The organism is uncultured Microbacterium sp. (assembly GCF_937927635.1).
GTDB lineage: Bacteria > Actinomycetota > Actinomycetes > Actinomycetales > Microbacteriaceae > Microbacterium.
This window is the reverse complement of sequence record NZ_CALBRW010000007.1, coordinates 42,733-56,578: the sequence shown is the minus strand read 5'-3', so window position 1 is coordinate 56,578 and position 13,846 is coordinate 42,733. Positions and strand designations below refer to the sequence as shown.

At 69.3% G+C, this 13,846-nt stretch carries 15 protein-coding genes; 10 read left to right on the top strand and 5 right to left on the bottom strand.

What is annotated here, in order from left to right:
• Positions 1–87: 87 nt before the first annotated feature.
• Genes Q0568_RS02040 through Q0568_RS02000 form a run of 9 tightly spaced genes read left to right on the top strand, consistent with a single transcriptional unit; the run spans position 88 to position 8,977 of the window.
• Positions 88–1,389: an MFS transporter gene (locus Q0568_RS02040; RefSeq protein ID WP_298861430.1), complete on the top strand. Its 1,302-nt coding sequence runs from the start codon at positions 88–90 to the stop codon at positions 1,387–1,389.
• A gap of 8 nt (positions 1,390–1,397) precedes the next feature.
• Positions 1,398–2,759: an FAD-dependent oxidoreductase gene (locus Q0568_RS02035; protein ID WP_298861426.1), complete on the top strand. Its 1,362-nt coding sequence runs from the start codon at positions 1,398–1,400 to the stop codon at positions 2,757–2,759.
• Entirely contained in the window at positions 2,756–3,946 is a 1,191-nt protein-coding gene (locus Q0568_RS02030; RefSeq protein WP_298861424.1) for a CoA transferase, read from the top strand. Before Q0568_RS02035 ends, Q0568_RS02030 begins: the two co-directional genes overlap by 4 nt.
• Entirely contained in the window at positions 3,943–4,770 is an 828-nt protein-coding gene (locus Q0568_RS02025; protein ID WP_298861419.1) for an enoyl-CoA hydratase-related protein, read from the top strand. Before Q0568_RS02030 ends, Q0568_RS02025 begins: the two co-directional genes overlap by 4 nt.
• Positions 4,767–5,678, top strand: coding sequence for a dihydrodipicolinate synthase family protein (locus Q0568_RS02020; RefSeq protein ID WP_298861416.1), 912 nt, complete (start codon positions 4,767–4,769; stop codon positions 5,676–5,678). The genes Q0568_RS02025 and Q0568_RS02020 overlap by 4 nt, the downstream gene beginning before the upstream one ends.
• 1 nt (position 5,679) lies before the next feature.
• Complete coding sequence (locus Q0568_RS02015) at positions 5,680–6,453, top strand: SDR family oxidoreductase (RefSeq protein ID WP_298861413.1); 774 nt, start codon at positions 5,680–5,682, stop codon at positions 6,451–6,453.
• A 16-nt stretch (positions 6,454–6,469) separates the two neighbouring features.
• Positions 6,470–7,921 (top strand): aldehyde dehydrogenase family protein, encoded by a 1,452-nt coding sequence (locus Q0568_RS02010; RefSeq protein ID WP_298861410.1) that lies wholly within the window; start codon positions 6,470–6,472, stop codon positions 7,919–7,921.
• An 11-nt stretch (positions 7,922–7,932) separates the two neighbouring features.
• Entirely contained in the window at positions 7,933–8,340 is a 408-nt protein-coding gene (locus Q0568_RS02005; protein ID WP_298861407.1) for a hypothetical protein, read from the top strand.
• A gap of 52 nt (positions 8,341–8,392) precedes the next feature.
• Entirely contained in the window at positions 8,393–8,977 is a 585-nt protein-coding gene (locus Q0568_RS02000; protein ID WP_298861404.1) for a hypothetical protein, read from the top strand.
• A 30-nt stretch (positions 8,978–9,007) separates the two neighbouring features.
• On the opposite strand, the gene Q0568_RS01995 is transcribed toward Q0568_RS02000, so the two are convergent.
• Positions 9,008–9,478, bottom strand: a complete 471-nt coding sequence (locus Q0568_RS01995; RefSeq protein ID WP_366941314.1) for a nuclear transport factor 2 family protein — start codon at positions 9,476–9,478, stop codon at positions 9,008–9,010.
• A gap of 354 nt (positions 9,479–9,832) precedes the next feature.
• On the opposite strand from Q0568_RS01995, the gene mgtE reads away from it, so the two are divergent.
• Positions 9,833–11,188, top strand: coding sequence for a magnesium transporter (mgtE, locus tag Q0568_RS01990; protein ID WP_298861398.1), 1,356 nt, complete (start codon positions 9,833–9,835; stop codon positions 11,186–11,188).
• Between the two features lie 55 nt (positions 11,189–11,243).
• Here the strand turns inward: mgtE and Q0568_RS01985 are convergent, their stop codons facing one another.
• The 4 genes from Q0568_RS01985 to Q0568_RS01970 form a co-directional block, all read right to left on the bottom strand.
• Positions 11,244–11,678, bottom strand: coding sequence for a hypothetical protein (locus Q0568_RS01985; RefSeq protein WP_298861394.1), 435 nt, complete (start codon positions 11,676–11,678; stop codon positions 11,244–11,246).
• 90 nt (positions 11,679–11,768) lie between these two features.
• Positions 11,769–12,248: a MerR family transcriptional regulator gene (locus Q0568_RS01980; RefSeq protein ID WP_298861391.1), complete on the bottom strand. Its 480-nt coding sequence runs from the start codon at positions 12,246–12,248 to the stop codon at positions 11,769–11,771.
• A 1-nt stretch (position 12,249) separates the two neighbouring features.
• Positions 12,250–13,218, bottom strand: a complete 969-nt coding sequence (locus Q0568_RS01975; protein ID WP_298861388.1) for a DnaJ C-terminal domain-containing protein — start codon at positions 13,216–13,218, stop codon at positions 12,250–12,252.
• Between the two features lie 7 nt (positions 13,219–13,225).
• Entirely contained in the window at positions 13,226–13,846 is a 621-nt protein-coding gene (locus Q0568_RS01970) for a nucleotide exchange factor GrpE (RefSeq protein WP_298861385.1), read from the bottom strand.

Below are 13,846 nucleotides of genomic sequence, written 5' to 3'. Positions count from 1 at the left end.
CCGCAAGAACACAGGACCCTCCCCACCCCAGGGCTCCATCGGCGTGCCCGAGAAGCCTGCAAGCAGAGTCGCTTGATTAGGAGCATCATGACCGACACCACCATCGACGCCCCGTCCACCCGGGCCAGCCGTCGCCTCAGCCCCGAGGCCAGGAAGGGCCTGCTCGGCCTCGGCCTGGGCAACACCCTCGAGTGGTACGACTGGATGATCTTCGGACTGCTGTCCGCCTACCTCGGCCCCCACTTCTTCCCCGCCCATGACCCCGTGACCTCCACCATGAGCGCGTTGGCCGTGTTCGCCGTCGGCTTCTTCTTCCGACCGCTCGGCGGGATCATCCTCGGCACGGCCGCCGACCGCATCGGCCGCCGCAAAGTCATGCTGCTCTCGATCATCCTGATGGCGATCAGCACTCTCGTGATCGCGTTCGTCCCGACCTACGAGGCCATCGGCGCCTGGGCCGGCACCATCCTGCTGCTCTGCCGCATCGTCCAGGGCATCTCCACGGGTGTGGAGGCGCCGCTGTCGACCGCGCATGCCGTAGAGCTCGTCCCGGACGGGCGCGAGGGCTACGTCGCGGGAATCATCTCCTCCTTCGTCAACATCGGCATCGTCGGCGCCCCGCTGGTCACCTGGCTGGTCACCCTCGTCGTCAAGGAGCCGCAGATGTCCGAGTGGGGCTGGCGCATCCCGTTCATCGTGGGCGCACTGCTCAGCGTCGTCATCATCTACCTGCGCAGCACACTCCCTGAGACCATGACCAAGGAGGAGCTCACCGAGACGACCACCGGATCCGTGTGGACGGGCGTGCGTCGCAGCTGGATCAGCGTTCTCGCGATCGTCTTCGTCGTCGGTGCTGTCCAGGCGTACAACTACGCCTGGAACGTCGGGCTGCCCAACGTCGCGAGGAGCACCATGAAGGAGGATTCGACCGCGGTCTTCGGCCTCACCACGCTGCTCGGTCTCATCATGGTCATCGGCAGCCTGATCGTCGGCAAGCTCGTCGACGGCCGCAGTCTGTCGCGCTGGTTCATCGTCACCAGGCTCCTGGCGATCCCTGCCGTGTTCATCATGCTGCTGTACGTCCAGCCCGGCATCGGAGGATTCGCCGCCGTCCTGCTGGGAGGATCCGTCGTGCTGGTCCTGAACATGACGCTCTACAACGTCGTCTCCGCATCCCTCATGCCCAAGGTCTACCGCGGCGCCGGCGCGTCGCTCGGCTACGGGCTCGGCGTCGCGATCTTCGGCGGAACCGCCTCCTTCCTCCTCGTCTGGTTCCAGAGCATCGGCCTGAACTGGCTGTTCCCCGCTTATGTCGCCGCCCTCTGCGCCATCAGCGTCGTCCTCTACCTCGTCGCCCGCCGTGTCAACGGCATCCACCTCGGAAAGTGATCCCGCCCATGTCGAACAGCACAGAACTCGCCGTCGCCAGCGACGCACTGCAGGCGCCCGTCGTCTCCCGCTCCGACGTCATCGTCGTGGGCGGGGGCCCCGCCGGAGTCGCCGCCGCGGTCACCGCAGCCCGCTCGGGGGTGTCGGTCACCCTCATCGAGCGGTACCCGGCCCTCGGCGGACTCGCCGCAGGAGGCATGGTCCTCGTCCTGGACGACATGATCAACGGACAGGAGATCACCGTCACCGGCATCGTGTCCGAGTACGTCGAGCGCCTGCAGAGGCTGGGCCTGGCGATCGTCCCGCCCAAGGAGGACCGCCGCCAGTCCGAGGAGCTGTGGAACAAGTGGGGCCGCTGGGGCACGTTCGACTTCCACAGCCATACGCAGCCCAAGCCGATCTGCTATGCCGCGGCGTTCGACCCGGATGGCTGGAAGCGCGTGTCGAACGATCTCGTCCGCGAGGCGGGCGTGAAGGTCGCCCTGCACTCCGTGTTCTCCCGCCCCATCGTGGACGACGGGGTCATGAAGGGCGTCATCGTCGAGACCAAGTCCGGGCCTCAGGCCCACCTCGGCGACATCGTGATCGACACCACCGGCGACATCGACGTGGCATCCCGCGCCGGCGCCGACTACACCCAGGGCAGCTACCTGACCACGCTCGTGTTCCGCCTCGGCGGCGTGGACACGGCGCGAGCCGAGGAGTTCGAGCAGCAGGATCCGAAGACGGCACGAGCCGTCAACCGGAAGATCAAGCGGATCCTCGGCGGGGCGTGGGAGCTGTGGTGGCTGAAGACGCCGCTCCCCGGGGTGGTGTGGTGCAACGCCCCGCACATGCGCGGGTTCGACGGCACCGACCCCCTCTCCCTCACCGAGGCGGAGTTCACCGCACGCGACCGGATCGCCGAGGCCGTCGACTACGTGCGTGAGAACCTCCCCGGCTTCGAGAGCGCCTACGTCCTCGACACCGCGCCGCAGATGGGCGTCCGCCAGACCCGCCTGCTTCAGGGGGAGTACGTGATGACCAAGGATGACGTCGTGCAGCGCCGCCACTTCGCCGACAGCGTCGCCCGAGGCCGCGACTACTACTACCCCTACCGCTCGCTGCTGCCCACGAAGGTGGACCAGCTGCTGGTCGCAGGACGCCACTACTCCGCGACATCCGAAGCGCAGAAGTCGTCGCGCGAGATCCCGCCGTGCATGGCGATGGGCCAGGCCACCGGCATCGCCGCGGCCCTCGCGCTTTCGCAGAACAAGCTGGTGCGGGATGTGGATGCCGTCGACATCCAGGCGGGGATGCGCCGACACAACGCCGACCCCGGCGACCACCCGTCCGCCAACGCCACGATCGACGCTGCGGTGCTGGTATGACGTCGGCCGCGCTCCCCCTCGACGGGATCACCGTCGTCGATTTCACTCAGGTGTTCATGGGCCCCAGTTGCACGCAGCTGCTGGGCGACTTCGGCGCCGACGTCATCAAGATCGAGCGCCCGCACACCGGCGACTCATCGCGTAACTCGTACCCGGATCGGGACGGTCAGGACAACCCGATCTTCCAGTCGATCAACCGCAACAAGCGCGGACTGTCCATCGACACCAAGAGCGAGGACGGCCGCGACGTCCTCCGCCGTCTCATCGCCGATGCCGACGTGGTCGTGAGCAACTTCCGTGCCGGCGTGATGGAGCGGATGGGCTTCGGCTACGACGAGCTCCACGAGCTGAACCCCCGGCTCGTGTGGGCATCGGGAACCGGCTTCGGCACCACGGGCCCCTATGCGTCGCTCGGCGGGCAGGATGTCGTCAATCAGGCCTACTCGGGCGTGATGTGGCGGCGCAGCGGCACGGACGACCCCCTGTCGATCTACCCCACGACCCTGTGCGACTACACGACGGGCATGCACCTGTTCCAGGGCATCCTGCTCGCCCTCCGCGCCCGTGAGAAGACCGGCCAGGGGCAGAAGGTCGAGGTGGCGATGTACGACTCCATGCTGCACATGCAGATGCAGGAGGCGTGCATGCAGCTCAATCGCGGCTACGAGGTCAACTGGGGGCGGATGCCGCTGTCGGCCGTCTTCCCCACCCTCGACGGCGCGGTGTGCATGGTGGGCGGCTTCACCCCCGATCCCCTCACCCACATCTCCCGCGCGCTCGAGTTCGACGAGAACCTCACGGACCGTCCGGAGTTCGCGACCTTCGACGATCAGATGGCCAACCGCGTCCACCTGCACGAGGTGCTGGCCGCGCAGGTCGCCACGGGCACCACCGCGCACTGGACGCAGCGCCTCGAAGCGGAGGGCGTTCTCAACGCACCGGTCCGCACGCTCGCCGAGGCACTCGATGACCCGCAGACGCAGGCGAACGGCATGGTCGTGGAGGCCGAGCATCCGACCGCCGGGCGCTTCCGCATGCTGAACGCGCCGATCCATCTGTCCGACACGCCCGCCTCCGTGCGTCGCGTGGCTCCCCGCCTGGGCGAGCACAACGTCGAGGTGCTGCGTGAGAACGGCTTCGACGACGACACGATCTCACGACTCCAGGAACTGGGAGTGCTGCGATGACACCCGAGAACACCACAACGTCCGGAGCCCCCCGCGTCGACGAGGTCCGCCTCGTCATCGACGAGCGCAGGGTTGCGACGGTCACGATCGACCGACAGCACGTGCTCAACGCGGTGGACGGCCGCACCCTCGCCCGTCTCAACGAGATCTGGGCCCAGCTGGAGGCCGACGACACCATCCGCGCGGTGATCATTACCGGCGCCGGCGATCGGGCGTTCTGCGCAGGCGCCGACATGACGCCGGACGGTGTGGAGAAGACCGGGGTCGAGTACTGGGCGGACGGCGATCCGAACGGATTCGGCGGTCTCAGTCTGCGCTCCACCCTGGATGTGCCTGTGATCGCGCGCGTCAACGGCTACGCGCTCGGAGGCGGCATGGAGATGGTTCTCGGCGCCGATATCGTCATCGCCTCCGAGAACGCGCAGTTCGCGCTGCCCGAGCCCCGCGTCGGTCGGCTGGCGCTCGACGGCGGGATCCCGCGTCTGGTGCGCCGCATCCCCTACTCCCAGGCCATGGGCATGCTCCTGACGGGAAGGAAGGCGAGCGCCGCGGAGCTGGCAGGGTTCGGCCTCGTCAACGAAGTCGTCGCCCTCCCCGACCTCTCAGAGGCGATCGAGCGCTGGGTCTCGCAGATCCTGCTGTGCGCTCCCACCTCCGTGCGGGCCGTCAAGCAGATCGTGAACCGCACAGCGCATCTCAGCGCATCCGAGGCGCGCGGTGCGCGACTTCCCGCTCTGATGGCCTCGCTGGAATCGTCCGAGCAGCACGAGGGCGTCCGCGCCTTCCAGGAGAAGCGCTCCCCCGCCTGGGCGGTGCTCTCATGACGACCGTCGAACCGCTCACACCCGGAGTGTGGGGCGTCGTCGCCACGCCGTTCCACGGTGACGAGCAGAAGGTGGACACTCGGAGCCTGGCGAAGCTCGTCGAGCACTACGAGCGCATCGGGGCGACCGGCCTGACCGTTCTCGGCGTCTTCGGCGAAGCTCGGGCACTCACCGGTCGCGAGCGGGCGACCGTGCTCGCGACCGCTGCCGCGTACACCCGGTTGCCGATCGTCGTCGGCGTCACGTCGACGGCCACCGCACCCGCGATCGATGAGGTCAAGGTCGCGCGGCTGGCGGTCGACGACCGCATGGTCGCCGCGATGGTGCAGGTGAACTCGCCGGTCCCCGACGTGGTGGTGCGCCATCTCCACTCGATCCACGACGCCACGGGAGTCCCCGTGGTGCTGCAGGACTACCCGGTGGCCAGCGGTGTGACGATCTCGGCCGACGCCCTGCTGCGCGTAGTCGAGGAGTGCCCGTTCGTCAGCGCGGTGAAGGCCGAGGCCCCGCCGACGGCGGCGGCCATCGCCCGGATCTCGGCAGGTACGACTGCTTCCGTGTTCGGCGGCCTGGGCGGGCAGAGCCTGCTCGATGAGCTCGCCGCGGGTTCGGCAGGAGCGATGACCGGATTCTCCATCCCGGAAGCACTGATCGCGTGCGTCACGGCCTGGCTCTCAGGGGATGCCGACGGTGCACGCCTCGCGCTGACGCCCTACCTGCCCCTCGTGAACTACGAGCAGCAGCCGAAGGTCGCGCTGGCGCTGCGCAAGGACCTGTTCACCCGGCGGGGGTTCTTCGCCGAGCGGACCGTGCGCGCACCGGCGACGCCTTTCCCCGAGCAGATGGCCCCGATCGCCGCTTCCCATCTCGCACGCGCTGAGGCGCTGCTCGCCGGGGCGGAGCACTGAGATGGATCTGGGAATCGAAGGGCGAACGGCGTTCGTCGCCGCGTCGACGGCGGGACTCGGTCGCGCCGTCGCCGAGGCACTCGGACGCGAAGGGGCGAACGTCGTCGTGACGGGCCGGCGCGGGGAGGAGGCCGCGACGGTCGCTGCCGCTCTCCCGTCCGCCATCGGCGTGCAGGTCGACATCCTCGACGCCGTCTCCCGTACGGACGCGATCGCCGCTGCCGAGAGCGCCTTCGGATCCATCGACATCATGGTCGTCAACGGTCCGGGGCCGAAGCCCGCTGCGGCATCCGCACTCTCCCCCTCGGATGCCGAAGCGGCATTCACCCGGCTCGTCGCTCCGGGCCAGGATCTGATCGCCCGCACACTGCCCGGCATGCGGGAGCGCAGGTGGGGGCGGATCCTCGCCATCGGCTCCAGCGGCATCGTCGCACCGCTTCAGAACCTGGCGTCCTCCAATCTCGGGCGCGCAGCGCTGGCCGGCTACCTGAAGACGCTGGCAGGAGAAGTGGCCGCAGACGGAGTGACCGTGAACCTCCTGCTCCCGGGCCGGATCGCCACCGATCGGGTCGCAGCCCTGGATGCCGCGACCGCTGAGCGCACGGGCGCGGACGTCGACGACGTCCGCAGGGCCTCTGCGCAGAGCATCCCGGCGGGGCGCTACGGAGATCCCGGGGAATTCGGCGCCGCCGGCGCGTTCCTCTGCAGCGCTCCAGCCTCATACATCACCGGCATCGCGATGCGATGCGACGGCGGACTCGTCCGTTCGCTGTGAGATCGGAAGGACACTCATGACCACTCCCGCACCGACCGCTCCTGCACTGGCCAGGCACCTCATCGCCGGGGAACTCCTCGGCGCACCCGAGAAGGAGCGACGCAATCCCGCGCATCCAGGCGAGGTGGCGGTGCTCTCCCCTGCCGGCACCGCCCAGGATGCCGACGCCGCGATCAGCGCGGCCGTCGCCGCACAGCCCTCCTGGGCGAGCACGCCCCTTCCCGCACGCGGAGCAGTGCTGCTGAAGGCGGCGGAGATCCTCCGCACTCGAACACCGCAGGTCGCGGGCGACCTGGTGCGCGAGGAGGGGAAGACGATCGCCGAGGCGACCGGCGAGGTCGGCCGCGCCATCGGTGTGCTGCAGTTCTTCGGCTCGCTCGGTTGGAACTCCACCGGCAGCGTCTACGCGAGCGCCCTCCCCGGCACCACCATCTCCACTCGGCGCGAGCCCATCGGGGTGGTCGGGCTGATCACGCCGTGGAACTTCCCGATCGCGATCCCCGCCTGGAAGGCAGCGCCCGCGCTGATCAGCGGCAACGCCGTCGTCCTCAAGCCCGCGGAGCTCACCCCGATGTCGGCGACTCATCTCGCCGTCGCACTGCACGATGCGGGGCTGCCGGACGGCGTCTTCAACGTCGTGCACGGCAGCGGTCGGATCGTCGGCGATGCGATCGCGCGGGATCCGCGTGTCGGCGCGCTGTCCTTCACGGGATCCACCGCCGTCGGGCTGGGACTGGAGAAGACCCTGCAGGCGCGCCGCGCACGCGTGCAGCTGGAGATGGGCGGGAAGAACGGCGTGCTCGTCGTCGACGACGCCGACCCTCGGCGCGCCGCCCAGGTGGTCGCCGCCGGAGGCTTCTCGCTCACCGGTCAGGCGTGCACCGCCACCTCACGCGTCTACGTCACGCCGGGCATCCGCGAGGCGTTCCTCGCCGAGCTCGCCGGCCTCGCCTGCTCGTACGTGCCCGGAGACGGCCTCGACTCTGCGACGACGATGGGCCCTGTCGTCAGCGAGGACCAGCTGCACCGCGACATCTCGGCGGTCCAGCAGGCCGTCGACGGCGGGGCGCGCCTGCTCACCGGCTCTGCGGATGCCGACGGGCTGCGCTTCTCCCCCGTGGTCGCGGTGGATGTCGAGCACTCCGCTCCGCTGGCCACCGAAGAGATCTTCGGACCGGTGGTGGCCGTCATCGACGTCCCCGACTACGAGGCAGGTCTCGCGGCGCTCAACGACTCGCCCTACGGCCTCACAGCCGGGATCTGCACGACCAGCCTGAAGCACTCCACCGATTTCGCGGAGCGCGTGCAGGCCGGAGTCGTGAAGGTGAACCGGCCCACCTCGGGCCTGGATCTGCACGTGCCGTTCGGCGGCATCAAGGAGTCCTCGTCGAACACGTTCCGCGAGCAGGGGCACAACGCCACCCAGTTCTACACCTGGGAGAAGACGACCTACACCGGGGCGGAGTGAGCATCGTGGACATGCTGACACCCGACGACCACGAGCTGGTGCGCGCGGCATCCGAGCTGCTGCTGCGCGCGTACGACGAACGGGACCACCGCGTGGCCGCGGCGGTGCGCGGCGGTTCGGGGCGGGTGCACCTCGGACTGCATCTGTCCTCGAACCGGGTGGACATCTGTGCGGAGCCGAGCGCGATCGCGGCCGCCCGGATCGCCGGCGAGGAGCAGGTGACGACGATCGTCGCCGTCGGCATGGACGCGGCGGGCACACCGCGCGTGATCAATCCGTGCGGCGTGTGCCGGGAACTGGTGCCGAACTACGGGAAGGACACCCGGGTCATCGTCGACGACCGAGGCGAGGTCGGGGTGGTCTCGCCCGCCGACCTTCTCCCGATCCCCTGGGTGCGCGCGCAGCCGTACGATTCGTGAGCCGCGGCCCCGCTCCCAGCCCATCCCCCGCGACCGGCCGTACGGTGGTGGCATGCGCCTGATCTCCTCCGCCGACCCGTCGCTGTGGATCCCCGTCACCGGCTCGCTGGGCTTCACCGGCCGCCGGCACCGCAAGGCCGCCATCCGGATGCTGATGGCGCAGGCCGGCGCGGCTCTCGGCGGCGAAGGCAGGCCGGGGTCGCGGATGGGTGCGTGGCTCGCCAGCCAGGCGATCCCGCTGGCCATGCGCAGGGCCGACGGCCGTGTGCTCGCGTGGATGTGGAAGGCCGAACCCGAGCTGGTCGTCGCGATGGCGACCGTGCAGGAGCTGACCCCGCAGCTGCGCACCATGCGGGCGATGATGCCCATCGAGTACGACGACACCATCAGCTTCCCCACCGCGCTGGGCGTGGGAGAGAAACTGCTCATGCCGGTGCCGCCGACCCCGGCATCCCCGCCGTCGGCGACCTACACGTGGGACACCGGCACGCATCTGATCACGCTGACCGCCGTCAGCCGCGATCGCGAGCGCTTCGGCACGCTGGAGAAGCCGCTGGATGACCTGGCCCGCAGCATCCGCATCGCCGACGACCTGACCGGCGGCGAATCGAACACCCTGCGGCTGCCGCCGGCCTGATGCGCCGGCTCCAGCCCCCGGGAACGCGGGCTACAGCCCGAGGTCGGTCAGACCGGGGTGCCCCTCCGGTCGCGGCCCCGGAGCCTCCCAGTGATACAGCCGTTCATCCTCGCCGATCTGCAGGTCGTTGATGCTCGCGTGCCGGAACAGGCAGCGTCCGTTCTCGTCGAACTCCCACTGCTCGTTGCCGTATGAGCGGTACCAGAGTCCGTCCTTGCCCATCGACTCCGAGGCGAACCGCACGGCGATTCGGTTGCCGCCGTACGACCACATCTCCTTGATGAGGCGGTAGTCGCGCTCCCGATCCCACTTCTGCGTCAGGAAGGCGACGATCTCGTCGTGCCCGCGCACCCAGGTGGTGCGATTTCGCCACCGGCTGTCCGGAGCGTAGGCGGCTGCGACCTTCTCGGGGTCTCGCGTGTTCCACAGGTCTTCAGCGGCGCGCACCTTGGCCACGGCATCCGCTTCGCTGAACGGTGGGACGATCGGCTTTCCTGCCATCGTCATCTCCTTCGTCGACGGCTGTGCGCGTCCGCGGCCGCACCGATGCGACAGCGCTGTCGGCGGCGACAGCCCTATCGCCAGGGTAGACCCGGCGCACGCTGCCGCGGCCGGTCGCCGGATCCTCCTGGCCGAACGTCACCGCGAGTCAGGAACGCCGTGCACCCGGGTAGAATCTCCCTTTGGAGTCCTTCCCCGAGCACCAGGAAGCGAGGTGGTTCATCATGTCGAGTGACAGTCATAGTCGCAGACACGTCATCCCCTCCGCTTCCGCACCGCTCGGCTGAGCGGCGGCGTCTGCTGCGACGCGCGCCCCGCTCCGGCGTTCCGGCGGTGCCCTGATAAGGCACGCCCATGACCCCCATTCAGATCCAGACCGTCTCCGAGGCCGCTGACGACATCCGTCGGCTCATCGCCCAGGGCGATCTGCCCGGCGCATCCGCCGCGCTGACCCCGCTGACCGTCCCCGAGGTGGTCGAGCTCATCGACCGGCTCGGCATCGAGGACGCCGCGATCGTCTACCGCCTGCTGGCGAAGTCGCGCGCGCTCGACGTGTTCGAGGCGCTCTCACCCGGCACCCGGGGCGAGCTGGTGCAGGCGCTGCGCAACGTGGAGATCACCGCACTGTTCGCCGAGATGGACCCCGACGACCGGGTGTGGCTGCTCGACGAGCTGCCGGCATCCGTCGCCCCTCAGCTGCTGCGCGGGCTGACCCGCCAGGAGCGCGACCTCACCTCGAGCATGCTCGGCTACCCGCAGGACTCGATCGGCCGCCGCATGAGCCCGGAGTTCATCACCACGCATCCTGACCTCTCCGTCGCGCAGACGCTCACCCGCATCCGGGGCGCCCTCGACAGCGCCGAGACCGTCTACACGATCCCTGTGACCGTGCACCGCCGCATCGTGGGCGTGGTCAGCCTGCGCGAGCTGATGGCGGCATCCGAGGACGACGTCATCGCCGATCTGATGAGCGAGGCGCACGTCGCCGAGGTGACGGAGGATGCCGAGACCGCAGCCCGCCGCACCACCGACTTCGGCCTGCTCGCGCTGCCCATCGTGGACAGCGAGCAGCGGTTGGTCGGCATGCTCACCGTCGACGACGCGGCGCGCATCCTCAAGCAGGAGGAGAGCGAGGATGCCGCACGACAGGGCGGTGTGGAGCCGCTGCGCCGCTCGTACCTCTCCACCCCGATCCGTCGCCTGGTGCGCTCGCGCGTGGTGTGGCTGCTGGTGCTGGCGGTGGGCGCGAGCCTGACCGTGCAGGTGCTGGATGCGTTCCAGGCCACGCTCGCACAGCTGACGGTGCTGGCGCTGTTCGTGCCGCTGCTGATCGGCACCGGCGGCAACACGGGCAACCAGGCAGCCACCACCGTCACCCGCTCCCTGGCGCTCGGCGAGGTCACCCCGCGCGATGTGCTGCGCGTGCTCTCCCGAGAGATCCGCGTGGGATTCTGCCTGGGCCTGCTGCTGGGATCGTTGGGACTCCTGTTCGCCGGACTGGTCTACGAGTGGCAGATCGGCCTGGTGATCGCGCTGACGCTGGTCGCGGTGTGCACGGTGGCGGCATCCGTCGGCGGGATGATGCCGCTGATCGCCCGCGCCATCCACGTGGACCCCGCGGTGTTCTCCAACCCGTTCATCTCGACGTTCACCGACGCGACGGGACTGGTCATCTACTTCCTCATCGCCAAGGCCGTGCTGGGCATCTGAGGCCGGTACGCAGAACGGCCCGCCTCCGAGGAGACGGGCCGTTCGTGAAGCGCGATCACTTGCAGAGCTTGTCGAGCGCGTTGCCCTTCTCCGTCAGCGTCTTGGCGGAGTCCTGCACCTTCGTGCTGAAGTCGGCGGCCTTGTCCTGGTCCGTCAGGATGCTGGGGTCGCCGGCCACGGTGTCGATGAGCTCGCTGAAGCCGTCGTACGAGGTGACCAGTCCGTCCCACGCCTTCTTGACGTCGGCGTTGGTGACCTTCTTGCCGAGGTCCTTCATCTGACCCGAGATCGACTTGAGCGTCTTGGCTGCGGCGGACGGGTCGGAAGCGACGTCGCCCATCGCGCTGTTCGAGTCGCTGATGATCTTCTGGCCCTCGGTGTTGATGACCTTGCAGGCGTCGACGACGGACTGGCCGCCCGAGCATGCCGACAGGCCGACAGCCAGGGCGATGGTGGTGATGGCGACGGCCATCTTGGATGCTGTGCGCATGGGTTCCCCTCCGGTGGGCGCGGAGAGAAGAACGTCCCCCCGACACCATCGATCCTATCCGACACCTGGGAACGGCCTGAGCACGAGCTGTCAGTCGGCGTCGCCCGACGCGCCGCCGGCCGACGCGTCATCGTCTGACGCATCACCATCCGAGGCGGATGCCCGGCGCGGATGCCACAGCACCACCTCGGTGGACCGGCGGATGCGCCGGCCCGACGACAGCGTGACGACCTGGCCGCTGGCACCGGCGGCGAACACCCGCACACCGGGGCGGCTGGCGCGCTCAGCGCGCAGCGCGCCCTCCAGCTCGGAGACACGGCTGCGCAGCATCCGCACCTCATCCTCCAGATCCAGCAGCCGCGCGATGGCCGGCAGGCTCATCCCCTCGCTGGAGAGCTGCGACACCTCCCGGAGCTGCTCGATGTCGCGCATCGAGTAGCGCCGCGAGCCCCCGCGCGTGCGCCCGGGCACCACCAGGCCGATGCGGTCGTACTGCCGCAGGGTCTGGGGGTGCATGCCCGAGAGCTCGGCCGCGACCGCGATCGCGAACAGCGGGGATCCGGCATCCATGTCAGGCCTTCGCCTTCGCCATCATCTCGGCGCGCGGGTTCTCGGCGGGCTCCAGCTCGTGGAAGCGCTCCAGCGCCTCGCGCGCGGCAGCGTCCAGGTGCGCGGGTACCGCCACCTGCAGCTCCGCCAGCAGATCACCGGTGCCCTTCTTGGCCGAGACGATTCCCCGACCCTTGACCCGCAGCACGCGGCCCGAGGGTGTGCCGGGGGCGACCCTCAGCTTGACGGTGTCGCCACCCAGCGTGGGCACCTCGATGGTGGCGCCCAGGGTCGCCTCGGTGAACGTGACGGGCACGGTGAGTCGCAGGTTCAGCCCGTCGCGGGTGAACACCGGATGCGGCCGAACCGTCACCTGCACGACGATGTCACCGGGCTCCCCGCCGTCCGGCGAGGGGCGGCCGCGACCGCGCAGGCGGATCTTCTGCCCGTCGGCGACGCCCGCGGGGACCTTGATCTTGAACGGCTTGCCCTCACCGGACTGCAGGGTGATGGTGTCGCCCTTCGCAGCCGTGGCGAAGTCCAGCGTGGTGCGGGCGGTGACGTCGGCGCCTTTGCGCGGCCCGCCGTAGCCCTGCTGCCCGAACCGGCCGCCGCCGAACGAGGAGCCCCCGCCCTGCGTGAACATCGAGAAGATGTCGTCGAAGTTCGCGGACTGACCGCCCTGCCCGAATCGGCTGAACACGTCCTCGAAGCCGCCCGCCCCGCCGGAGCCGGGCGCGGTGAAGCGCGCGCCCGATCCCATGGCGCGGATCTCGTCGTACTCGCGACGCTGCTCGGCGTCGCTGAGCACGCTGTACGCCTCGCTGATCTCCTTGAACTTCGCCTCGGCCTTGGCATCACCCGGGTTGGAGTCCGGGTGGTACTTGCGAGCGAGCTTGCGGTACGTCTTCTTCAGTTCCGCATCGGAGATGTCCTTCGAGACGCCGAGCGTCTTGTAGAAGTCCTTGTCGAACCAATCCTGACTGGCCATACGCCTCCTACTCGGCCGGAACCGCGACGACGACCTTCGCCGGGCGAAGCTCGACGTCGCCCAGCCGGTAGCCGACCTCGACCACCTCGAGGATGGTGGAGCTCGTGGCACCCGGAGTGGGCTGCTGGAAGACCGCCTCGTGCTGCTGCGGGTCGAACTCCTCGCCCTTCTCACCGTACGAGACGACACCGAGGCGCTCGACGACGCCGCGCAGCTTCTCGGCGATCACGGCGAAGGCGGAGCCCTCTTCGAGATCCCCGTGCGCACGCGCGCGATCCAGATCGTCCAGCACCGGCAGCAGTCCCTTGGCGACCTCGCCCTTGGCTCGAGCGATCTCGACGTGCCGCTGCTCCTCGGTGCGCCGACGGTAGTTGGCGTACTCGGCGGTCAGGCGCTTCAGGTCGTTCAGCAGCGCGTGCTCGGCGTTCACGAGCCCGGCATCCGATCCGTCCTCGCTGGACGCCTCGGGCGTCTGCTCGGCGTTCAGGATGTCATCGACCGTGAAGTCGTCGTCGGAGCCCTCGGCAGCAGCGGCTTCCGTGGAGTCCTGATCCTGCGGCGCGGGGCCGGATGCCGCAGCATCCGACCCCTCGTCCTCAGGAACCTCATCGAAGTTCTTGTCCGTCAT